Raw genomic sequence first — 21,881 nt, 5'->3', positions numbered from 1 at the left:
TTCGGGGCCCGGTCCGGGGCCGGGGCCCGGTCCGGGGCCGAACGGGAGGGGCCGACTCACGGGCCGGGTCCCGATCCTCGGGCCCGCGCGGTGCGGGGGGCTCGGAGGCGGTCGGGGCCCGCCGGCCGGGGGTGGCGTCTGCGTCGCATGGCTGTCCTTGTCGGGAGAACGGCGTCCGGGGCCTCGGCTCCCGGAAGTCCCGCGGCGGTGTCACCGCCGCGGGACCCCGTCGCGTCGAGGCGGGGCGCTACCACTTTCCGTGGCAGTTCCAGTGACCGGGGATCCACTGGCTCACGTAGTGGCCCGGAACCCAGTACTTCTTCCAGTAGCCCTTTCCCCACCGGCCGTCGTGCTTGTCGCCGTGATCACGCTTGTCGCCGTGGTCACGGTCGGCCTGGCGCCAGCCACCGGAGTGCCACTTCCATTCCCAGTGGCCCTTCACCCACTTCTTGCCCCACTTGCCCTTGACCCAGGTGCAGCGATCGTGGCGGTCCCGGTGATCACGGTTGTCCCAGTTGTACCGGTTGTCACGATTATCGCGGTCACGGTCGCGGTTGTCGCGGTCGGCCGCGGGCGTCGAACTCACGGCGGTCGACGCGGCCGGGGCCGCGTCGGCGGTGCCGGAGAGCCCCAGCAGCGACCCACCCGCCAGGAGTCCGGCCGAGGTGACCCCGACGAGCACGCGCCGGGCGCGCAGTGAAGCGGTCATCACCCTCGCCTCCTTCCCTCTTCACGCAGTCGGATCGGCGTCCCTTGAGCCCCGAGAGGCTCGGGAGCCTCATGTGTGTATTCGGTGCCCACAGGGCGAAAGATGGGAAATTTCCAGAATCAGGCTCGAAATCGCCTTGACCAGGCGATTCCCGATAGGGGTGGGGTCCGCGCACCGCCCCCGCTACGACGATCTACACTTAGGCCAGCCTTACCTAATGAGCTTGCGGGTCGGCGGGGGCACCCCGACCGGAACCCGCCGTCACGAAGGAACCGAGAGCCGCATGAGACCCGAGTCCGCCGTCCTCACCACCCCGCGCGCCGACGTGTACTGCGAGACCGTCGAGGGCTTCGGCACCGTCCGCTTCACCCCCGTCGACCCCGCCGCGGACTCCGCCGTGCTGCACTCCTGGGTCGTCGAGGAGCGCGCCGCGTTCTGGGGCATGAACGGCGCCGGTCGTGAGCTGGTGCAGGAGATCTACGAGGACGTGGACCGCCGGGACACCCATCACGCGTACATGGTCCGGCTGGACGACGAGCCCGTGGCGCTCTTCCAGACGTACCAGCCGGAGGAGGACCGGGTCAGCGAGTGCTACGAGGTGCGGGAGGGCGACATCGGCGTCCACCTGATGCTGGCGCCGATCACCGACCGCCCCCGTCCCGGCTACAGCCGCACCCTCGTCGACTCCCTCATCCGCTTCACCTTCCGCGACCCGGCCGTCCTGCGCGCGGTGGGCGAGCCCGACGCGCGCAACGAGAAGGCGATCGCCCTGCTCGGCCGGATCGGTTTCGTGCGCCAGGGCGAGATCACCCTGCCCGAGATCGACCTTCCGGAGATCCACCTCCCCGAGAAGCGGGCCGTTCTGGCCTTCCTCGACCGCCCCGCACGGCTGCCCGTGGCGGGGGCGGCGCCCCTGCACCCCTGAGCGGGTGAGGCTTCGGGGTCGCGGGGGGGGCGCCTCCCCCGCGACCCCGACACACCGCCGGGCGGGGCGGCCCGGGGGAACGCCCCGGGCACACGACCCCGGGGCAACGGCTCAGTACGACGGCACCCACCGCTCCGGCACCGTCGCGCTCTCCCGCACCGCCCACTGCCCGCGGGCGGCCGCCAGGCGGGCGCCCTGCTCCACGACCGGCAGCAGGTCGGTGGGGGTGATGCCCGACTCCGGCGGCACGGCGCGACGCCCCATCAGTTCCACCCTGCGGGCCTCCTCCGCCGGGAACACGTCGGCCGGCAGGAACCACGAGGCGGCCCCGGTCACGTCCACCTGGTGCAGCAGGCCCTCGGCGGCGAAGTGCAGCCGGTAGCCGAGGTACTGGAGGTCCGTGTCGAACAGGAGCGTGCCGGTGACCTGCCCGCCCGCCTGGCGGGCCCAGCGCGCCAGGCGGCCCACGGCGAGCGGCAGGCGGCGGGCCCGACCGATCGACGCCGCGTAGCCGTCGGCCTCCACCCCGCCCTCCGCGAAGCGGCCGGAGGCGGTGAGGACGATCGGCCCGGGCTCGACCCCGGTACGGAACTCCAGCCGGCCGTCGCCCCCTCCGGCCGCGGTGTGCCGGCGCCACAGGTCGAGGTAGCGGGCGGTGCCGAGCGCCGCCGGCTCCATCTCCCCGGCGACCAGGGTCACTCGGGCGGCGGGGTTGCCGATGAGGACGGCCTCGGCCGCGGCCAGCGCGTGGTCCCCGCCGCCGGCCACGATCCAGCTGTCGGCGGCCGTCGCCGCGACCCGCCCGTACACCAGCGCGTCACCGAAGCACAGCCGTCCGGGGGCGCTCTCACCGGCCCGCAGGTAGCCGGCGAACGCCCGGATCGCCTCGATCGGGGCCGTGGCGCGGGCGAGCAGCTGCGGGTCGACGTGGTCCAGCAGGGCCAGTACGTCCGCCGGGCCGCCCTGTCGGTTGAGCAGGTCGACCAACGCCGTCGCCGCGCCGTTGCCCACCGGCCCCGTCCTGACGAGGTCGGCGAGCAGCTGGCCGGCGGCCCAGTCGAAGGAGTGCAGCTCGGGTCCGGTGCCGGGCACCAGCTGCGGGGGCAGACCGGGGGCCAGGGTGGGTATGCCCTCGACGTCGAGGACGACCCGGTCGGCGGCTCCCGCGGGGTGGATCGCCGCGACCAGTCGACGCTCCCGGTCGAGCGCCAGCTCGGCCGTACCGTCGACCACCGGTCCGGAGGCGGCCAGTCGGTCCAGCCACATCGCCACGGCCGCCGCCGGGACCCGCTGCGCGGGGGCGGCGTAGGCGTACGGGTCGAGGCCGTACCCGACCAGGCCGCGCAGCTGGTCGGGCGTGTGGGCGAGGTCGGCGACGACGCCCCGGTGGTACAGGCCGCCCCGGTCGTCGACCAGCAGGGCCCCGGCCGGTCGGGCCGGCGCGGCGGCGCCGCCGCCGATCATGAGCGTCACGGGCCGTTGGGCGTTGTCGTTCATGGTCGGCTCCCCCGCGTCGGTGATCATGCGGGTCACAGTAGCCCCGTACGCCCGCGGGCCACCGAGGCAGGTGGCCCCCGGCCGGCAGGCGGGCGGGAAGGGTCCGGCGGGGCGGCGCGGGGACCGGACGCGGACCCCGGCGGACGGTCGCCGGCCCCCTCGACTTCCTCGACCACCGCACCCACTCCCCCGTCCGGCAAGTACTTGCTAATGTGGAAAGTAGATGCCGGGCCGGCAGGTCCGAGGAGCCCGGCGACCACGGGAGGGGTCTGTCATGGGCGAACACGCCGACGCCGCGGCCGCGTTGAAGGGGATCGCGCTGATCGAGGCGAGCACACGGGGACGCTCGCGCTGGTACACCGGCTACCTGTGGCTGTTCGCCGCGTGGCAGCTCGTCGTGGTCCCCTCCGTCCTGTTGTGGCGCGGGCCGACGGGCACGGTGGTCAGCACGCTCGCGAACGCCCTCGTCGTGGTCGGGCTGTCCGTGTTCGCCACCCGGCAGCCCGTGGTCCCGCGCGGCCACGCCCGGCTGCACCTCCAGGTGATCGGCGCCTGGACCCTCGCCTACCTGTCGGTCCTCGCGCTCGGCCTCACCCTCTTCGTGGGCAGCGTCCCCTTCGCGGTCGTCGCCGCCCTCGTCTGCGCGCTGCCCGCCGCCTACGCGGCCCGACGGGAGGCGCGCACCGCATGAAGCCGGAACCGTCCCCGGACGCGGTGCGGGCCCCGCATCCTCGTCACGCGCTCGCGCCGCTGCTGTCCTCGGCCGTGCGCCTCTCGATCGTCGCCGCCCTCGCCCCGGTGGAGAAGGCCGAGTTCGCCTACGTGCGGGACCTGGTGGAGATCACCGACTCCGCGTTGTCGAAGCAGGTCTCCCGGCTGGAGGAGGCGGGCTGGGTGGCCGTGGAGAAGGGGCAGGTCGGGCGCCGGCCGCGGACCTGGCTGTCCCTGACGCCGGAGGGGACGGCCGCGTACCGGCGACACATCGCCGCGCTCACGGCGATCGCGGGCCCGCCGGTCTGACGGACGGCGCCGGAGGGTGCCGAACGGCGGCTCCGGGCGACGCGGCTGCGCCACCGCGACCGGGCGGCCCATCGGCGGTAGGGTGCGGCCGTGTCCGAGCATCAGCGCGACCTCGTCGGCCACGGCGCCGAGCCTCCGCACCCCGCCTGGCCCGGCGGCGCCCGCGTCGCCGTCAGCCTCGTCCTCAACTACGAGGAGGGCGGCGAGCGGAACGTCCTGGAGGGCGATCCCGCCTCCGAGGCCTTCCTCCACGAGATCGTCGGCGCGCCGCCCGTGATCGGCGGACGCGACCTGAACGTCGAATCCATGTTCGCCTATGGTGCGCGCGCCGGGTTCTGGCGCCTCCACCGCACGCTGGCCGCCCACCACGCGCCGGTCACCGTCCACGCCGTGGGGCAGGCCCTCGAACGCAACCCGCAGGCGGCGCGGGCGATGGGCGCCGCCGGCTGGGAGGTGGCCGGCCACGGCCGCCGCTGGATCGACTACCGCGAGGTCCCCGAGGACATCGAGCGCGCCGACGTCGCGAGCACCCTCGCGACGATCGAGCGGCTCGTCGGCCGCCGGCCCGTCGGCTGGTACACCGGCCGGACCAGCGCCGCCACCCGACGCCTCGTCGTCGAGGAGGGCGGCTTCCTCTACGACTCCGACGACTACTCGGACGACCTGCCCTTCTACGTCGAGACGGCCGGCCGGCCGCACCTCGTCGTCCCCTACAGCCTCGACGCCAACGACTTCAAGTTCCTGCTCGTCCACGGCTTCACGACCGCCGACGACATGCTCTCCTACCTCGTCGACACGTACGACACCCTGCACGCCGAGGGGGCCGACCGCCCGCGCATGATGAGCGTCGGCATGCACGCCCGGATCCTCGGCCGGCCCGGCCGCGTCCGCGCGCTCGACGGGTTCCTGCGGCACGTCGCCCAGCTCGGCGGAGCCTGGGTGGCCACGCGCGAGCAGATCGCGCGCCACTGGCTCGCCACGCACCCGCCCCGGGACTGAACCGGCGGCTCGGGCCCCGACGTCGGCGCGGGCGCGGGCCCCGCCGGGGAACGGCCCGCCGTGGGGGGCCGTCCGCCGTCACCCGCTCACCCGTCCGGCCCCGCCGCCCGGCGCCCCGTACGCCTTCCCACGGGGCGCGCGTTCGCGCCGGGGGCGGGCGGGGCTCCCCGCCCGGTGGTAAGCAGGAGTCGACTGCCGTTGGCGGACCCGCGGCACGGGCCGGCCACCCCGTCGTCCTCGCACGATCCGCCCACCATGACGGAGGACCGCGCATGCAGACCCCTTCGACCGGCGCACCGCGCGGACGCCTCGCCCTGTGCACGTCCCTCGCGCTGATCGCCGCCACCGCGTTGCTGGGCGGGGCGCCCGGGGCCGGCGCGGCGACGCCCCTCGCCGACCCACCCGTGCCCGTCCTGTCCTGGGGTCCCTGCGACGGACCGGCGGACGGTTTCGAGTGCGCGACCGCCCGCGTGCCGCTGGACCACCACGCACCCACCGGGCGCACGATCCCGCTCGCGGTCACCCGGCGCCCCGCGGCCGATCCGGCCCGACGCACCGGCGTCCTGGTCCTGCACCCCGGCGGCCCCGGCAACTCCGGCGTGGACTTCGCCCGCGGCAGCCACGACGCCCTCCCCGCCGCCCTGCGCGACTCCTTCGACGTCGTCGGGTACGACATGCGGGGCGTGGGGCGCAGCGGACAGGTGGAGTGTTGGAACGACGCGCGGTACACCGCCGCCGTCGACGCCGCGCGGGGCGTACCGGGCCCCGGAGCACTGCGGACCGCGCTGGCGCAGGGCCGCGACTTCGCCGACGCCTGCCGGGAACGCGCCGGCGAACTGGTGCCGTTCATCGGTACGGCGTCCAACGCCCGGGACCTCGACCTGCTGCGCCGGGCCCTGGGCGAGGAGACGCTCTCCTTCTACGGCCGTTCCTTCGGCAGCTACGTCGGCACCGTGTACGCCTCCCTGTTCCCTCGGCGCGTGCGCGCCATGGCCCTCGACGGGGCCTACGACCCCCATCTCTACGCGGACCTGCCGTACGCCTACGACACCGCCCAGTTCGTCGCCCTCGACGCGGCGGTGGGCCGCTTCCTGGACTGGTGCGCCGCCGAGGCCGAGCTCTGCGGGTTCGGGGAGGGCCGGCCCCGTCAGGCCTTCGAGCGGCTCAAGCGGGACCTGGACGCCGACCCCGTGATCACCCCGAGCGGGCGCCCGGCGAGCGGCCACACCCTCGCCTACCGGCTCATGTTCAACATCAACTCGGGCAGGGTCGTCTGGCCCTACCTGGGGCAGGCCCTGAAGTCGGCCCGGGAACGGCGCAGTTCGTTCCTGTTGTCACCGCCCTCCCCCGGGACCTTCGACTTCCTCAACGTCAACCTGGCCGTCGAGTGCGTCGACCGCGCCTATCCGACCGGCCGGCCGCTCGCGGGCACGGTGGTGAGCGCGAACGTCGCCCTCTCCCCGCTGTTGGGTCCCCCGATCGGGCTCGGTCCGCCCACCTACGACCACAACCACGCGCCGACCTGCGCCCAGTGGTCGGCCCCGCGCCCCAGCCGGTTCGAGGGCTCCTACCGGGCGGCCGGCTCCGCCCCCATCCTGGTCCTCGGCACCACCGGGGACCCGGACACCCCGTACCGGGACGCGGTGGCCCTCGCCGGGACGCTGGAGAACGGTCGGCTGCTGACCTTCGCCGCCGAGGGACACACCGCGTACAACCGGAGCGCGTGCGTCAGCGCCCTGGTCACGGACTACCTCGCCACGCTGGCGCTGCCCGCGCGGGGCACCGTCTGCGCGGACGAGGCTCCCCCGGAGCCGGTCGGCCTCCGTGTCCCGGGCGTCGAGGTCGACGAGACGCGCGACGTGATCCCCTTCCCGCGCTGAGCCCCGGCGCCGGGGCTCAGCGCGTGACGGCCCAGCGGTGCAGGAGCCCCGCCTCCGCGTCGTGGGTGAGCCAGGTGCCGTCGCCGAGCGGCCGGACGAGACCCTCGACGGGGCGCGGGTAGTCGACGGTGCCGCGGACCGTGAGCGTCCGGGAGTCCAGCAGCCAGTGGGCGGGGAGATCGGGGTCCTCGTCGTACTCGGTGGTGGTCGCGATGACGGTGTCGGCGTCGACGAAGCCGCAGGCGTAGTCCCACGGGCGGCAGTCGTCCGCCTCGTCGCCGCCCTCGGCGGCCGGCGCCGGCCCGGTGGCCAGGACGCTGCCGTCCAGGGCGTGCAGCCGCACGTCCTCGCCGTAGTGCTCGACCGTCAGGAAGCCCGCGTGGGCCGGGTGGACGTCCATGAGGATGCGGTCCTCGGTCTCGTTGACGTCCCACGTGGTGACCTCGGAGCCGTCCCAGCGGGCCCAGTGCAGCAGGATGCCGTCCTGCCCCATGCCGATGCCCAGGCCCATGTGGACGCCGTCCGGGTGCGAGAGGTGGTTCGAGCCGGAGGTCACGCTGGTGAGCGGGATCCGGGCGAGTTCGGCGCCGTCGCGGGCGTCGAGGACCACCCAGCACTCGTCGTAGGCGTCGGGCTCCTCGGGAGTGTGCGGGGCGACGACGTGCGCCCACACCAGGGCGCCGTCGTCGGAGACCCGGCAGGAGCCGGACTCGTTGCCGCCGCAGACCTGCCCCTCGTCACCGGTGTGCTCGTGTCCGAACCGCTGGTCCCAGCAGCCGTGGCGGTACTCCCACAGGGTGGCGCCGTCCGCCGCGACGGCGCGGACGGAGCGCTGCCCGGAGAAGGCGGCGAAACCGGCGTCCGGCGCCACCGAATGCTCCCCCAGGCGCCATCCCGGCCACGGCAGGGGGAAGGCGGCGACGGGGGCCGGCGGGCCGCCCTTCCCCAGGTCGTCCAGTTCGTACCGGTCGTCGTCCAGGTCGTACACCAGCAGGTCGTCTCCGGAGCGCAGCAGTGCGCGCCGGCTGGTGCCGCCCCGGGCCTCCAGGGCGAACCCGTCGATCAGTTCACCCCCGCCGACCAGGGGGACCGAACCGAGCAGGTGTACGGAGATCGTCTTCATGACCCCGACCGTAGCCCCCGCCACCGACAGCGCCGTCGGCTACGACTCCAGGTACCTCAGCACCGCCAGGACGCGTCGGCTGTAGCCGGTGGCGCGGGTCAGCTCCAGCTTGTCGAAGACCGCGTTGAGGTTCTTCTCCACCGCGCTCAGGGAGATGTGCAGCTTCTGTCCGATCGCCGTGTTCGTGTGCCCCTCGGCCAAGGCCTCCAGCACGCTCCGCTCGCGCGGCGTGAGCCGGGCCAACGGGTCGCCGTGCGTGGTGCGCACCACGAGGCGGCGTACGACCTCGGGGTCGATCACCGCCCCGCCGGAGCGGATCCGTTCCAGCGCGTCCAGGAAGTCGTCGACCTGGGCCACCCTGTCCTTGAGGAGGTAGCCGACCCGCTCGGCGTTGACCGCCAGCAGCCGGGCGGCGTAGTTGCGCTCGATGTGTTGGGAGAGGACCAGGACGCCGACGTCGGGCCACCGTTCGCGGATGTCCACCGCGGCGCGCAGTCCCTCGTCGGTGTGGGTCGGGGGCATCCTGATGTCGACGACGACGATGTCCGGGCGCCGCGCGTCGACCTCCTCGATCAGCGACCGGGCATCGCCGAGCGCGGCCACGACCTCGTGGCCCTCCTCGACCAGCAGGCGGACCAGGCCCTCCCGCAGGAGGGTGGAGTCTTCGGCCAGGATCACGCGCACGGCAGCTCCGCGGTGAGGGTGGTCGGTCCCCCGAGGGGGCTGTCGATGCGCAGGGTCCCGTCCAGTGCGGCCACCCGGCCGCCGAGCCCCGTCAGTCCGCCGCCGGTCGGGTCGGCGCCGCCCTTGCCGTCGTCCTCGACGCGCACCACGAGGAGGTCCCCGCGCCGCGTCACGCGGACGGACAGGGCGGTGGCCCCGGAGTGCTTGGTCGCGTTCGTCACGGCCTCGGAGACGACGAAGTAGGCGGCGGTCTCCACGGGGCCGGGCAGGGGTCCCTCGACCTCGAACGCGATGCGCAGCGGCAGGCCACACCGTTCGGCGACCCCGCCCAGCGCCTCGTGCAGACCGAGGCTGTCCAGGGCCGACGGGTAGACCCGCCAGGCCACTTCGCGCAGTTCGGTCAGCATGTCCTGGGAGTCCTGGTGCGCCTGGAGCAGCAGGGCCCTCGCCTGTTCGGGGGCGCGGGCGCGGCGGCCGCGGCCGAGCACCACGGCGAGCGCCACCAGGCGTTGTTGGACGCCGTCGTGCAGGTCCCGTTCGATGCGTCGGCGTTCCGCGTCCACGGCCCGGACGACCGCGGCGCGGCTGGTGGCCAACTCCTCGATCCGCCGCCTCAGCAGCTCCCGTTCGGAGGGGCCGAAGCACTCCCGGGCGATCCGCGCGTCCAGGGCGGCCAGCGAGTACAGGCCCTGGAGGTCGAGGAAGAGCAGGACGCCGCCCAACGACACCTGGGTCAGCAGTTCGCTCCAGCCGAGCGTGCCCCGGGCGGCCGACGCGATCAGCAGGCCGGCCAGGACCGCGCCGAAGCCCAGCAGGCCGATCACGACCGCGCACAGCAGTCCCGTGGCGCTGCGCCGGGCGAGGTAGCGCAGGATCTTCGCGTCCGAGGCCTCGTAGGAGCGCGGGAAGCGGTCGCCGAAGAAGACGCGCCGGCGGGTGCGTTCCAGGGTGGCGAGCCGGCGGGCTCCGGCCGCCAGGGCGCGCAGGGCGTCGGGGCGGGTGCGCTGCCACAGCAGGAACGGGCCGAGGGCGGCGCCCGCGAGGAGGAGGTGTCCGGCGCCGAGCGGGGCGGTGGCGCAACCGAGCAGGGCGCCGAGGGCGCGCCGGGGCCACGCGGTGGGCGTCCCGTCGGGCCCGTCGGCGAGGCGGTCGTCGGCGAGGCGGTCGTGGGCGAGGCGGTCGTGGGCCGGGCCGTCGCCGGCCGGTGGCGCGCCGCATGGCACGTCCGCCGGATCCGCTGCGCGTCGCGGGCCCGCGGGCTCGGCAGGACGCCGACGGTCCGTCGCCGACGCCGCTTCCGCCGATTCCCCTGGCACGGGGTCCGACCCTAGTCCGGGGATCCGACCCGGGCAAGATCGTCGCGGGTGCGGGGGGCGCCGCGGGCGGGTCCCGCCGGTCACGAAGTGCGACGGTGCCGGGCGGTGCGCCCGCGCAGCCGTACGGCGACGTAGCAGACCAGGGCGATCACGACGAGCACCAGGACGACCTTCGACAGGACGCCGACGTAGGTCTCCACGACGTCCCACCGGTCGCCCAGCCAGTAACCCGCCATCACCAGCACGCTGTTCCAAAGGAGGCTGCCGGCCGCCGTCAACGAGAGGAAGACCGGCATCGACATGCGCTCCACGCCGGCCGGTACGGAGATCAGGCTGCGGAAGATCGGCACCATCCTGCCGAGGAAGACGGCCTTGGTGCCGTGCCGGGCGAACCACCGCTCGGTCCGGTCCAGATCCGAGGTCTTCACCAGCGGCAGCCTGGCCCAGATCGCGTGGACGCGTTCGCGGCCGAAGAGCATGCCGATCCAGTACAGGGCGACGGCGCCCACCACCGATCCGAGCGTGGTCCAGAACAGGGCCGAGGCGAGGCTGATCACTCCCTGTCCCGCGGCGAAGCCGGTCAGCGGCAGGATCACCTCGCTGGGCAGCGGGGGGAAGAGGTTCTCCAGCGCGATGGCCAGGCCGGCCCCCGGGCCGCCCATCGTGTCGACGAGGTCGGCGGCCCAGCCGGCGAATCCCCCGGCGGGCTCCCGCGGCAGCGCCGCGTGGGTGGTTCGGGCGAGGTGGACGAGCTGCACGGGGTGCCTCCGGGTGTCGGCGTCGATCGCCCGGAACGGCCGTCCCGGGTACGCCTCCATCCTCGAAACCACCGCTCCGCGCCGGTATGGGGTTTGCCGTCCGACCGGCTGCGGTGGTCCGCAGGGCCCTTCCTGCGGGAAACCGCACTTGCGGGAACCGGGGGCGGTCCTCGTGCGACCACCTGCGTGAAACGGGCGCGGCGCTGCGGAAGGGCGAGGGATGGGCGGGCTGGACGTACGCATGCGGGGGGTCGTCTGCCGCCACGGTCGAATCGAGGCGGTCGCCGACGTCGACCTGGAGATCGGGGCGGGCGAGCGCGTCGCGCTGACCGGGACCAACGGCTCGGGCAAGACCACCCTGTTGCGCGCCGTCCTCGGACTGCACCGTCAGGTGTCCGGGAGCATCCTGGTCGGCGGTCGCGGTACGGGTTCGGCCGCCGAGTGGGCTTGGCGGCGGCGGGCCTGCGCCTGGATCCCGCAGAAGCCCGCGACCGGCCGGTTCCCGCTGCTCGGCGCCGAGTTGCTGGCGGCGAGCGGAGCCCCGCGGGAGGCCGTCGACGCCGCGCAGGGGCTCGGCGTCGGCCCGCTGCTCGGACGGCCGCTGCACACCCTCTCGGGCGGCCAGTTGCAACGCGTGTACCTGGCCCGGGCCATGGGCGCGGTGGCCGCCGGCGCCGAGGTGCTGCTGGCCGACGAACCGACCGCCGCCCTCGACTTCGAGGGGCAGGAAGAGGCCGCCGGGGTCCTGGTCACGCTGCCCGTGACGCTCGTCGTCGTCACGCACGACCGGGCGCTCGCGGAGCGCTGCGACCGGGTGCTGGAGATGGCCGCGGGCCGCCTGCGGGAGGTCCGGTGATCCTCGCGGGCGCCGACCTCGGCGAACTGCTGCAACTGCTGCCGGTGCAACGGGCGGGCATCGCGCTGCTGTTGGCGGCGATCGGCCTGCCGGTGATCGGGGTGATCATCGTGGGCCTCGACATCATGCCGGTGCGCTTCGCGATGATGCACGTCGCCCTGCTCGGCATCGCCGTCGGCCTGCTGACCGGCCTCGACCCGATGCTGTGCGCGCTGGTGGCCTGCGCCCTGGCCGGCGCGGGGGTGGCTCCGCTCGCGCGCACGCCGGACGGGCTGTCGGGGGCGATGGGGCTGCTGATGAGCCTGGCCATCGCCGCCGCCCTGCTCGTGCTGGCCGTCTCCGGGGTGAACGCCTCGGGCGCGTTCGCCCTGTTGTGGGGTTCGATCCTGTCCGTCGGCACCGCCGATCTGGTGGTGCTCGCCGCCCTCGCCGTCCTCGTACCCGCCCTCTTCCTGTGGCGGCGCCGCGACGTGGCGCTGCTGCTGTACGACCGGGAGCTGGCCCTGTGCTGCGGCGTACCGGTCCGGCTGTTGACCACGGCCCTGCTCGTGCTGGTCGCGGTGGCGGTGGCCGGGGCCATCAAGCTCACCGGGGCGTTGCTGGTCGACGCCCTCACCCTGCTGCCGGCCCTCGCGGCGCGCCGGCTGGGCACCTCGCTGCGGTCGATCACCCTCTGGGCGGTCGGCATCGGGGTGGCGGTGAACCTGATCGGGTTCCTCGTCGCCCTGCGGCTGGACTGGCCTCCCGGCCCGGTCCTCGTCCTCACCGCGGGGGCGGTCGTCCTCGCGGTCCATCTCCTCCCCGAACGGAGCATCCGCACATGGCGCGCACCCGCGTCCGATTCGCTTCCCTCCTCGCACTGAGCGCGGCACTGGCCCTCGTCACCGGCTGCGGGAGCGGCGGCGACACCGCATCGACCCCCTCGAAGGACGGCGCTTCCGGCCGGGCCGGGAAGCCGGTCGTGGTGGTCACCACGACCTGGGAGGGCGCCTTCGCGAAGGCCGCCGGCGCCGAGGACGTGAAGGTCATCGTCCCGCAGTCCGTGCACCACGCCCCGGACTACGACCCCAAGCCGTCCGACCTCGCCGCCGTCGGCAAGGCCGACTTCGTGCTGTACGCGCCGTTCGAGCCGTACGCGGCGAAGATCAAGGAGGCGGCCGGCTCGAAGGCGAAGCTGGTCGAGGTCGACCTCGACAACGACGCCGACAAGGTCAAGGCGGAAGTGGCCCGCCTGGGCGCGCTGTTCGGTACCGAGGCGGCGGCCGCGAAGTGGTCGGCCGCCTTCGACACCGAGTACGCGGCGCTCGCCGAGGGCGTGCGGGGGGCCTGGCCCGGGGGCAAGAGCCCCACGGTGGTCGCCCAGGTGTTCACCACCTGGTCGGCGAAGCTGGCCGGCGCCACCACCGTGGGTACGTACGGGCCCGAGGCCGTCACCCCGGCGCGGCTCGCCGAGCTCTCCGCCAAGAAGCCGGCCCTGGTCCTGGACAACGCCCACATGTCGACGGGGACGGTCCTGCCGGATGCGGGCGCCCGGCAGGTGAAGATCGTCAACTACCCGGGCGCGGACCTCGACCTGCTGCCGGTCTACCGCGCCGCGGCGGCCGAGGTGAAGAAGGCGCTGGCCGGCTCCTGACGCACGGCGCCGCGCGCGCGGAGGGTGGGAGGGCGCCGGGAGCGCCTTCCCGCCCTCCGCGCGTCGGCGGCCCGATCCGTCAGCCCGCGTGGGCGAGCGGCGGTCTGTCCCCGGCCGCCGGGGCGGGCGGTGCGGTCGGGGCCAGCCGGGCGCGCAGGGCCGCGCGGTCGGGCTTGCCCGCCGGGGTCAGCGGGAGCCGCGTCAACACCAGCAGCCTTTCGGGATGTTTGCGCCGATCGAGCCCCCGGTGGGTGAGGTGCTCGCCCAGCGACTCCAACGTGGGGGCCTCGGGGCCGCGCGGCACCACGCAGGCCGCGAGGCGTTCGCCCATCAGCTCGTCCGGTACGCCGACGCACACCACGTCCCGGACCCGCGGGTGCGAGGCCAGTTCCCGTTCGACCTCGGCGGGGCTGATGTTGGCCCCGCCCCGGATCACGATGTCCTTGAGCCGGCCGACGACGTGCAGGACGCCGTCCTTGTCGATCAGGCCGAGGTCTCCCGTGCGGACCCAGCCGTCGGGGGTGCGGTAGCGGGCGTCCAGGTCCGGGGCGGCGACGTAGCACATGGGGGTCATGGGGCCCCGTGCGACGATCTCGCCGATCTCCCCGTCCGGCAGCCTCTCGCGCGTCCCCGGGTCGGTGATCCGGATGTCGGCGACGCGCGGATCGGGTCGGCCGGCGACGACCCCGCTCCCGTCCGCCTCCGGGACCTCGTGGCCCAGCCCGGTATGGCAGTTGACGCCGTCGGCGGACCCGTAGAGGTTCACGACGGGGCAGCCGAAGGCCCGGCCCGCGTGTTCCGCCGTCGTCTCGTCGAGGGCGGACCCGCCGAGGACCAGGGCGGTGGGTGACGGGAGGGTGCCGCCGTCCGCGTCGAGCCGTTCGAGCATCATGCGCACCATCGTGGGGACGCCCAGGACGTGCGTGGGCTCGTGGGCGCGGACGGCCGCGAGGGCGGCCTCGGGGGTGAAGTGGTCGAGCAGGACGAGGGTTCCGCCGTGCCGGGCGAGGGTGACGGCCGTGCCGTTGGAGCCGAACGCGGACGCGAGCGGTACGAGGAACAGGCACCGCGGGGGCGTCCGGTCGGGCATCAGCGAGGCGAGGAAGTTGCCGCGCCCGCCGGCGAGGGCGTTGTGCGAGTACGCGACCATCTTCGGCTCCGCCTCCGAGCCGGAGGACACCAGGATGCGGGCGGCGCCGTCGGGGTCGGGGCGGGCGGGGACGAAGGCGGAGGCGTCGGTGCGCAGCAACGCGTGGAGGGCGACGGTCCCTTCGGGCGCGCTGCCGGCGCGGCCGGCGGCGATCACGTGGCGCAGGGCCGGCAGGGTCGGGGCGAGGGCCAGCAGGTCGGCGGCGTGGTGGTGGCCGCGGTGTTCGACGGAGGCGATGACGGCGACGGCCTCGGCCCGCCGCAGCAGCCCCCGCGCCTCCTCGCCGCCCCGGCCGACCGGGAACGGCAGGGCCACCGCGCCGAGTGCGGCGAGGGCCAGGTCGGCGATCACGGCCTCGCGTGCGTTGGGCAGTTGGACGCCGACCACGTCACCGGGGCCTATGCCGAGGTCGCGCAGGCCGGTGGCCAGACATCGGACCTTGCGGTCCAGCGCCGTGTAGCAGAGCGCGCCCTTGGCGTCGATGACGGCGGTGGCGTGCAGGTCGGCGATCTGGCGGGCCCGGAAGAGACTGTAGAGGTCGAGGTCGGGGCAGGTGCCGTCGGCCACCCACGAGCGGCGCAGATCGGCGGGCAGCAGGTCGTGCAGGGCGACGGTCACGTGAAGCTCCAGGGGTCGGGAACGGCGGGGGCCCCGTGCGCGTCGCGGCCGATCGAGCCGGTGAAGCGCGGGTCGTGCGGCAGGTCGGACAGGTCGGTGGTGACCGGGGTCGCGGCGAGGCCGTGCGCGTGCAGCAGGGCGAGCGCCTCGGGGGTGGACAGGGCCGTCAGGTCGTACGCGGCGGCGGCCGCCGCGCACGCGTCGGTGGGGGCGATCGATCCGTCGGCGGTGGGCAGGGGCCGCCGGAAGCCCGCCGGCCGGCGGGGGTCCTCGCCGCGGCGCGCCCGGCCGAGCGCGGGCCCGAGGAGGACGTCGGAGGCGCCCAACAGGGAGGAGTCCACGCGTACGCCCCCTCCGGTGCGCTCGCGCGCCAGCAGTCCGGCCAGGACGGCCTCCGCGCCGACGAGCCCGCCCATGACGTCGAGGAGGGTCATGAGGGAGGGCGCGGGTGTGGTGCCCCGCGGGCGGGCGGCCTCGCCGACGCCGGTGCGGGCCTGCACCATGAAGTCGGTGCCCATCGGCGCGTCGTCGATGCGGCCCGTGCCCCAGCCGCCGGTGTAGGCGTAGACGAGGGAGGGGTTCGCGGTGGCCAGGTCCTCGTGGTCGAGGCCCAGTTGGGCGGCCTTGCCGGGGGCCCAGTTGTGCAGGAACACGTCGGCTTCGGCGGCCAGGTCGAGGAGGCGGCGCCGGTCGGCGGGGGACTTGATGTCGACCTCGACGGCCCGCTTGCCCCGGTTGAGCGCGAGCCAGCGGGCGGAGGTGCCCGAGCAGGCGGGGGGCATCGCGCGCAGCGGATCCCCGCCGGGGGGCTCGATCCGCACGACGTCGGCGCCGAGCAGCCCCAGCAGGTGCGCGGCCAGGGGGGCCTGGATGCGGCGGCCGGCCTCCAGGACGGTCAGCCCGGCCAGCGGGCGTTCGACGGTGGGCGTGATGGGCGTGATGGGCCTGGTGGACGTGGTGGACGTGGTGGACGTGGTGGACGTGGTCCGCGCGGTGCGGTGTCCGGCGCCGTACGCGGCCAGGTCCCAGGGCGCCGCGCCGTCGTGCTCGGCGGCGCGCTCGGCCAGGGTCCACAGCCGGCAGACCTCGGCGCCGGAGAGCGCGGCGGCCTCCCGCACCCGCCGCCAGGTGTGGGCGCGGGCGGTGGTGTGCAGGGCCTCGGGCAGGGGCGCGCAGGCGGTGGCGTAGCGGAACTGGAAGGGGCGCCAGCCGGATCGGACGGCGTCGGCGGGGGCCTCCAGGGCCCGCCAGAACGCCGCCCAGGCCCCGGGGTCCAGGGTCTCCAGCTCGAAAGGGGTGCCGTCGGCGGTGGTGAACGGGGGCCCGCCCGGGGCGAGTTCGGTGGCCTCGGGCTCGTCGGCGCCGGCCGCGGCCAGGTACTGGGACACCGCCAGCAGGCCCGCGCGGTCGACGCTCGTCGCCACCCGGCTCGGCCCCGTACGGCCGGCGGAGGCGCCCCGGGCCCGACCGACCAGGGCGGCGAGCAGACCCTGCACGGCGAGGACGCCCGCCGCGGTGGCGGCGTAGTCGAGGGCGAGGCCGTGCGGGGCGCCGTCCCGGCGCCCGTGGACGGCGGCGATGCCGGTGGCGGCCTGGACGGTGGCCTCGTCGAGCAGGCCGCTCGCCGGATCCGCGGCCCAGTCCAACGACGCCCGCACGTCGGTGTGGTCGGCGCCCGACAGGGCGAGGCGCGCCGCGCGGTCGTCCGCGCGGGCCGGCTCCGTCCTCGGGTCCGTCCTGGGCTCCGTCCTCGGGTCCGTCCTCGGGTCCGCGCCGAGGAGCCGCAGATGGGCGGCGGCCAGGTCGGTCAACTCGGGGGGACCCGAGGCGGAGAGCCGTAGCCCTTCGAGCGGTCGGACGGTCTGGGTGATGGCTGGTGACGCCATGCCCCTCCTCTTCTCCTGGCGCGTGGCGGTGGCCCGCGCCGCGGATGTGCGCGACGCGGGAACCAGGTCGGGTTCGGCCCCGACCAGTTCCTCGGGGAGACAGTCGGACAGTCGTTCCCACGGGTTCCCGACGGACTGGAGGAAAGTGGTGGACGACCGAGCGGAACCGGGCGGCGGGCGGCCCGAACCGGCCCTGGAGGACGAGGGGTTGGCGGATCGCGTCGCCGCGTTCGTGCGGAGCCGGGTCGTGCCCCTGGAGCCCGTGCTCGACGCCGGGGGCCCCGCCGCGACCGCCGCCCTGCGCGCGGTGCAGGAGCAGGCGCGGCGGGCCGGCCTGTGGGCGCTGCCGCTGCCCGTGGAACTGGGCGGCCAGGGACTCCCCCTGGCGCGGTACGTCCGGCTCGCCGAGGCCGAGGGCGCCAGCGACCACGGTCCGGCGGCGCTGGGCTCCGCGCCCCTGCTGGACGTCACGATGCTGGGCGACCACGGCGGCGAACGGGTCCGCTCGCTGTACGCCCGCCGACTGGTCTCCGGGGAGCTGCGCGCCTGCTACGCGATGACCGAGCCCGACACCCCGGGCACCGATCCCTTCCTCACCGCGACCCGCGCCGAGCGGGGACCGGGCGGCGACTGGACCGTCACCGGCCGCAAGTGGTTCACCTCGGGCGCCGCCGGGGCCGACCTGGTCACCGTGCTCGCCCGTACGGACGGGGAGCCGGGCGAGCGCACCGGGCTCTCGCTCCTGCTGGTCCCCACCGACGCCCCGGGCTTCCGCGTCGTACGCGAACTGCCCCTGTTCGGGGCCTCGGGCCAGTGGGAGATCGAGTTCGACCGGGTCACCGTGCCCGCCGACCATCTCGTCGGCGCGCGCGGCGGGGCCCTGGCCGTCGCGGGCGAGCGGCTGCGATGGGGCCGCACGCTGCGTTGCCTGCGCTGGCTCGGGCAGGCGCAGCGCGCCTTCGACCTCATGTGCGAGCGCGCCAACTCCCGTACGGGGTCGAGCGGTCCGCTCGCCGGCCACCAGCTGGTCCAGCAGCACGTCTTCGAGGCCCTGCTCGCCCTGCGCACGACCCGGCCGCTGGTCCACGAGGCGGCGGACCGGGTCGCGGCCGGGCTCGACGCGCGCGTCGAGGTGGGGCTCGCCAAGGTCGCCGCGGCCCGCATGCTCCAGCAGGTCGCGGACGCGGCCATCCAGGTCCACGGCGCGGCCGGGCTCGGCCCCGACACCGCCTTGCCGGCGCTGTTGCGCACGGGTCGGGCGGCCCGCATCCTCGACGGCCCGGACGAACTGCACGTGACCTCGGTGGCGCGCCGGGTCCTGCGCGCCCGTGCGGACGGCGAGCGGGTGAGCGGGTGAGCAGCTGACGGGGTGGTGCGGGGCGGGGACGGCGCGGGGCGGACGGGCGCGGGACGGGCCAGGCGCGGGGCGCCGGGCGTCACACCTCGCGGACGTCCACCAGGCCCGTCAGCCCGGCCAGCGCGAGGGCCAGGAAGAAGTCGCCCCACACCGACTCGTGCCGTACGGCGACGCCCTTCCGCGCGTCGTAGCAGCCGTCCAGCAGCCGCCCCCGGCTCAGGTGCGCGCCCACCAGGCGCTCCAGGATCGCGGCCGCGCGCCGCGCGTGCTCCGGGGCCCGGGGGCCCGGTACGCGGGCGAGTTTCAGCAGGGCGAGCGCCGTGATCGCGGCGGCGGAGGTGTCCAGCGGGCCGTCGGGCCGCGTCTCGTCGGCCGGGGGGACCAGGGGCGCGCGGGGGTACGTCCACGGCGCGGCCAGCCGTTCGGCCGCCCCGTACAGGCCGTCCGGGGTCCCGCGGGGGACGGCGGGGCGGTGCAGGGCGTCGGCCGCCGCGAGCAGCAACCAGGCCCGGCCGCGGCTCCAGCCGGCCGGCGGATCCTCGTACGGTCGCCATCCCGCGCCGTCCGTGAAGAGCCGGGCGGGGACGAGGGCGCCGTCCTCGCGCAGGCACAGGTCGAGGTGTCGGTGGAGGTGCGAGGCCGCCGCCTCGGCGCCCCGCGGTCCGGCGGCGGCGAGCAGCGGCACCATGCCGGGCACCCCGTCCACCCGGGCCAGCAGCCGGGGACCGCCGAAGGCCGACCCCCAGGGGACGAGCCCCAGTCGGGGGTCCAGCGCGGACAGCGCGGCCCGGGCGGCGCGGGTGCGCAGCTCCCGCGCCGCGGCGTCCGGGGCGGCCAGGGCCGTCGCGTACCAGAGGATCAGGCCGCGCGTGGAGGTGTCGGCCTCCACCCAGCCGGCCAGCCGGGCCGTGCACGCGGCGGCTGCCGCGCGGTCGTCGGGGAGTCCGGTGCGGCGGGCCCGCAGCCACAGCAGCCCGGCCCAGAAGCCGCCGGTCCAGGAACCGCGGCCGGTGGTCACCCAACGGCCGGTCCGCGGGTCGGCGTACAGCGGGAAGCGGTCGCCGACCTCGGCGCGGGTGACGGCGACCCGGTCGAGGAGCTCACCGAGGGCGCGCCGCGCCCGGTCCGCGGCGAGCGCGCCGGTCGCGGCGCTCACGCCGGGGCCTTCGTGGCCGGGCGGCGCCGTTCGCCGGCCGCCCAGGTGGTGGCCACGGCGCAGGCCGCGGCGAACTCGGCGGCCACCAGCAGCCAGCCCGCCGCGTACCGGTCGGCCTGCGCCAGGAGTCCGAACAGCGGCGGTCCGACGGCGAAGCCGGTGAAGAACCCGGCGGCCACGAGCCCCGAGTCCTGCCCGGCCCGGCCGGGGGCCGCCCGCTGCATCACCAGCACCATCGAGACGGCGTTCGCCGAGACGGCGAACACCCCGACCGCCACGGCGGCCACCCAGACGAGCGGCCTCAGGTGCGGCGCGGCGGCCAGCAGGACGGCGGCCACGACCGCGCCGGCGGCGAGCCCTCCCGGCAGCCACTCGGCGCGTCCCGGGCGGGCCGCCTTGGACCACCCGATCCGCCCGGCGATGCCCGCGACGCCCAGGACGGCCACCAGGGCGGCCGCCGCGCCGGGTCCCATGCCGAGCTCGCGGGCGCCGAAGAGCGCCACGTACGTGTTGATCGAGGCGATCCCGCAGCCCAGGAAGACGGAGAAGACCGCCAGTCGGGCGACGGCGCCGCGCGGTGATGGGGAGGAGCGCGGCGGCGGAGGGGGCGCCGGCGGGTCGGCGGGCAGGGCGCCCCGGGCCCACACCGCGGCGAGCAGGGCGGCGGCGGAGGCCGTCCACACCGCCCCGCGCCAGCCGACGGCGCCCGCGAGGGCGGCCAGGGGCAGGCCCGCCGCGAACGCCCCCCACTGGACGCCCGACTGCTTCATCCCGGTGACCGCCCCGCGCCGGGCGGGCGCGACGGCCGCGAGGATCGCCTGGTTGGTCGCCGGGTTGGCCAGGGCCTGCGGCAGGCCGCCCAGCGCGACGGCGGCGAGGAGGAACCCCGGACCGGGCGCGGCGCCGATCAGGGCGAGCGCGAGCGCGGACACCGACAGCAGGGCGACGAGCGAGCGCCGGGGTCCGATCCGGTCCACCAACCGCCCGCCGAACGGCGACAGGACGGCGGCCGATCCGAAGCCGATCGTCGTCGTCAGCCCGAGCACCGTCACCGGAACGCCCAGCTCGTCCACCAGCCTCGGGCCGAGCGCGCCGAGCAGGAACAGCTGCACCATCGAGAAGGCCATGGCGCTGGTGAGCAGGGCCGTCAGCCGGCCGTCCGCCCCTGCCCCGGCGGCCTTCGCCGAGGACGTCCGTTCCCCCACCGCCACTCCGTTCCCCGCGCTCGCCGCGTCGCCGTCATTCGGGTCCAGGACAGGAGTCGGATCGGCCAACGAGCAGGTTCCCGGGGGCTGTTGTGGCGTACGCCACACGTGGTTTTGTCAGGTGACGCCAATTTCCGACGCCCCTCTGGGAGCACCACCGGGAGGATGCGACCATGAGCCCGCCATGACTCCCGGTCGATGTTGCCGCGCGCTCAGGGCCGCCATGTTCGCGGCCACCTGCGTGCTGCTCGCGTCCCTGGGCCACGTCCTGATGTCGGGCCGGGCGGTCCCCTGGTGGGCCGTCGCGCCGGCCGTCGCGGTCACCGGGGCGCTCGCCTGGGCCCTCGCGGACCGCGAGCGCGGCCTCTTCGCCGTCACCTCCGCCACGGTCGCCGTCCAGGCGGCCCTGCACGCGGGGTTCTCCCTGGCGCAGGCGGTCGCCGGCCACTCCGCCACGGCGGCGGGCGGCGGCTCCTTGGCCCGCCGGTGGGCCCGGTACCTGCTGTGCGGCCCGGCGGACGCCGCCGCGCCGCCGCCTTCCGAAGCCGTACGCGTCGTCGCCGGGGGCGGACCCGGGGGCGCGCTCCCGTCGCCCCCGCCCACCGCCGGGCACGCGCACCACGTCGCGTCCGCCGCCTCCTCCGCGCACGCCTCGCACGCCTCGCACGCCGTCCACGCGATGCCGGACGGCGGCGCGGGCGCGGGGGACCTGGCCGCGTCCGCAACCGCGACCGCGTCGACGTCCACGCTCGCGTCCGTACCGATGCCCGCCGGCCACGACATGGGCGGCATGTCGCCCACCGGCATGCTGGCCGCGCACCTGCTCGCCGCCCTCCTGTGCGGGCTCTGGCTCGCCTACGGGGAACAGGGCGCCTTCCGCGTCCTGCGCGCCCTCGCGGGGCTGCTCCTCGTACCGCTGCGCCCGCTCCTCCGCCTCCCGACACCCCCCGACCGCCCGCGCCTGCGCGCCCGCCGCGACCGTCGGCGCCGCTCGATGCGCGGGCTGCTGATCGTCCACGCCATCACCTCACGGGGTCCGCCCCCCGGGACCGCTGTCATCTGACAGCCGGCTCACCGACGCGCACCGGCACACCGCCCCCGCGCCTCGG

20 protein-coding genes are annotated in these 21,881 nt (G+C 75.9%); 10 read left to right on the top strand and 10 right to left on the bottom strand.

What is annotated here, in order from left to right; genetic code table 11:
• Positions 1-247: 247 nt before the first annotated feature.
• On the bottom strand, positions 248-709 hold the full coding sequence (locus AB0D01_RS24165; protein ID WP_363058541.1) for a hypothetical protein: 462 nt from the start codon (positions 707-709) through the stop codon (positions 248-250).
• A gap of 283 nt (positions 710-992) precedes the next feature.
• Here AB0D01_RS24165 and AB0D01_RS24160 point away from each other — a divergent pair, with 283 nt between their 5' ends.
• Complete coding sequence (locus AB0D01_RS24160) at positions 993-1,634, top strand: GNAT family N-acetyltransferase (protein ID WP_363058540.1); 642 nt, start codon at positions 993-995, stop codon at positions 1,632-1,634.
• A 111-nt stretch (positions 1,635-1,745) separates the two neighbouring features.
• On the opposite strand, the gene AB0D01_RS24155 is transcribed toward AB0D01_RS24160, so the two are convergent.
• The gene (locus AB0D01_RS24155; RefSeq protein ID WP_363058538.1) at positions 1,746-3,158 is read right to left on the bottom strand and encodes a hypothetical protein; all 1,413 of its coding nucleotides are present in this window, start codon (positions 3,156-3,158) and stop codon (positions 1,746-1,748) included.
• A 247-nt stretch (positions 3,159-3,405) separates the two neighbouring features.
• Between AB0D01_RS24155 and AB0D01_RS24150 the strand changes: the two genes are divergently transcribed.
• The 4 genes from AB0D01_RS24150 (at position 3,406) to AB0D01_RS24135 (ending at position 7,030) form a co-directional block, all read left to right on the top strand.
• Positions 3,406-3,822: a hypothetical protein gene (locus tag AB0D01_RS24150; protein WP_363058536.1), complete on the top strand. Its 417-nt coding sequence runs from the start codon at positions 3,406-3,408 to the stop codon at positions 3,820-3,822.
• The gene (locus tag AB0D01_RS24145) at positions 3,819-4,151 is read left to right on the top strand and encodes a transcriptional regulator (RefSeq protein WP_363058534.1); all 333 of its coding nucleotides are present in this window, start codon (positions 3,819-3,821) and stop codon (positions 4,149-4,151) included. Before AB0D01_RS24150 ends, AB0D01_RS24145 begins: the two co-directional genes overlap by 4 nt.
• 90 nt (positions 4,152-4,241) lie before the next feature.
• Complete coding sequence (puuE, locus tag AB0D01_RS24140) at positions 4,242-5,150, top strand: allantoinase PuuE (RefSeq protein ID WP_363058532.1); 909 nt, start codon at positions 4,242-4,244, stop codon at positions 5,148-5,150.
• Positions 5,151-5,422: 272 nt separating this feature from the next.
• Entirely contained in the window at positions 5,423-7,030 is a 1,608-nt protein-coding gene (locus AB0D01_RS24135) for an alpha/beta hydrolase (RefSeq protein WP_363058530.1), read from the top strand.
• Positions 7,031-7,046: 16 nt separating this feature from the next.
• Here AB0D01_RS24135 and AB0D01_RS24130 read toward each other — a convergent pair whose 3' ends face one another.
• The 4 genes from AB0D01_RS24130 to AB0D01_RS24115 form a co-directional block, all read right to left on the bottom strand.
• Positions 7,047-8,153: a hypothetical protein gene (locus tag AB0D01_RS24130; RefSeq protein ID WP_363058528.1), complete on the bottom strand. Its 1,107-nt coding sequence runs from the start codon at positions 8,151-8,153 to the stop codon at positions 7,047-7,049.
• A 39-nt stretch (positions 8,154-8,192) separates the two neighbouring features.
• The gene (locus AB0D01_RS24125) at positions 8,193-8,837 is read right to left on the bottom strand and encodes a response regulator transcription factor (protein WP_363058526.1); all 645 of its coding nucleotides are present in this window, start codon (positions 8,835-8,837) and stop codon (positions 8,193-8,195) included.
• A complete protein-coding gene (locus AB0D01_RS24120) occupies positions 8,828-10,060 on the bottom strand; it encodes a histidine kinase (protein ID WP_363058524.1) in 1,233 nt (410 codons plus the stop codon). The genes AB0D01_RS24125 and AB0D01_RS24120 overlap by 10 nt, the downstream gene beginning before the upstream one ends.
• A 173-nt stretch (positions 10,061-10,233) precedes the next feature.
• Positions 10,234-10,911 (bottom strand): DedA family protein, encoded by a 678-nt coding sequence (locus AB0D01_RS24115; protein WP_363058522.1) that lies wholly within the window; start codon positions 10,909-10,911, stop codon positions 10,234-10,236.
• A 220-nt stretch (positions 10,912-11,131) separates the two neighbouring features.
• Here AB0D01_RS24115 and AB0D01_RS24110 point away from each other — a divergent pair, with 220 nt between their 5' ends.
• From AB0D01_RS24110 to AB0D01_RS24100, 3 genes are read left to right on the top strand one after another with little or no spacing between them, the layout of a single operon-like run.
• On the top strand, positions 11,132-11,767 hold the full coding sequence (locus tag AB0D01_RS24110) for an ABC transporter ATP-binding protein (protein ID WP_363058520.1): 636 nt from the start codon (positions 11,132-11,134) through the stop codon (positions 11,765-11,767).
• On the top strand, positions 11,764-12,630 hold the full coding sequence (locus AB0D01_RS24105; RefSeq protein ID WP_363058518.1) for a metal ABC transporter permease: 867 nt from the start codon (positions 11,764-11,766) through the stop codon (positions 12,628-12,630). Before AB0D01_RS24110 ends, AB0D01_RS24105 begins: the two co-directional genes overlap by 4 nt.
• Positions 12,588-13,400: a zinc ABC transporter substrate-binding protein gene (locus AB0D01_RS24100; RefSeq protein WP_363058516.1), complete on the top strand. Its 813-nt coding sequence runs from the start codon at positions 12,588-12,590 to the stop codon at positions 13,398-13,400. The genes AB0D01_RS24105 and AB0D01_RS24100 overlap by 43 nt, the downstream gene beginning before the upstream one ends.
• A gap of 79 nt (positions 13,401-13,479) precedes the next feature.
• Here AB0D01_RS24100 and AB0D01_RS24095 read toward each other — a convergent pair whose 3' ends face one another.
• Both AB0D01_RS24095 and AB0D01_RS24090 read right to left on the bottom strand, forming a co-directional pair.
• Positions 13,480-15,168, bottom strand: coding sequence for a class I adenylate-forming enzyme family protein (locus tag AB0D01_RS24095; RefSeq protein WP_363058514.1), 1,689 nt, complete (start codon positions 15,166-15,168; stop codon positions 13,480-13,482).
• Complete coding sequence (locus tag AB0D01_RS24090; protein ID WP_363058512.1) at positions 15,165-17,054, bottom strand: CoA transferase; 1,890 nt, start codon at positions 17,052-17,054, stop codon at positions 15,165-15,167. The genes AB0D01_RS24095 and AB0D01_RS24090 overlap by 4 nt, the downstream gene beginning before the upstream one ends.
• A gap of 148 nt (positions 17,055-17,202) precedes the next feature.
• On the opposite strand from AB0D01_RS24090, the gene AB0D01_RS24085 reads away from it, so the two are divergent.
• Entirely contained in the window at positions 17,203-18,411 is a 1,209-nt protein-coding gene (locus AB0D01_RS24085) for an acyl-CoA dehydrogenase family protein (protein ID WP_363058510.1), read from the top strand.
• A 79-nt stretch (positions 18,412-18,490) separates the two neighbouring features.
• Here the strand turns inward: AB0D01_RS24085 and AB0D01_RS24080 are convergent, their stop codons facing one another.
• Entirely contained in the window at positions 18,491-19,567 is a 1,077-nt protein-coding gene (locus tag AB0D01_RS24080; RefSeq protein ID WP_363058508.1) for a sugar ABC transporter permease, read from the bottom strand.
• On the bottom strand, positions 19,564-20,694 hold the full coding sequence (locus AB0D01_RS24075; protein WP_363058685.1) for an MFS transporter: 1,131 nt from the start codon (positions 20,692-20,694) through the stop codon (positions 19,564-19,566). The genes AB0D01_RS24080 and AB0D01_RS24075 overlap by 4 nt, the downstream gene beginning before the upstream one ends.
• 262 nt (positions 20,695-20,956) lie before the next feature.
• Between AB0D01_RS24075 and AB0D01_RS24070 the strand changes: the two genes are divergently transcribed.
• Complete coding sequence (locus AB0D01_RS24070) at positions 20,957-21,835, top strand: hypothetical protein (RefSeq protein ID WP_363058506.1); 879 nt, start codon at positions 20,957-20,959, stop codon at positions 21,833-21,835.
• Positions 21,836-21,881 lie beyond the last annotated feature (46 nt).

The organism is Streptomyces sp. NPDC048606 (genome assembly GCF_040650855.1).
GTDB lineage: Bacteria > Actinomycetota > Actinomycetes > Streptomycetales > Streptomycetaceae > Streptomyces.
The sequence above is the reverse complement of the archived record's forward strand: the minus strand, read 5'-3'. Positions and strand labels throughout refer to the sequence as shown.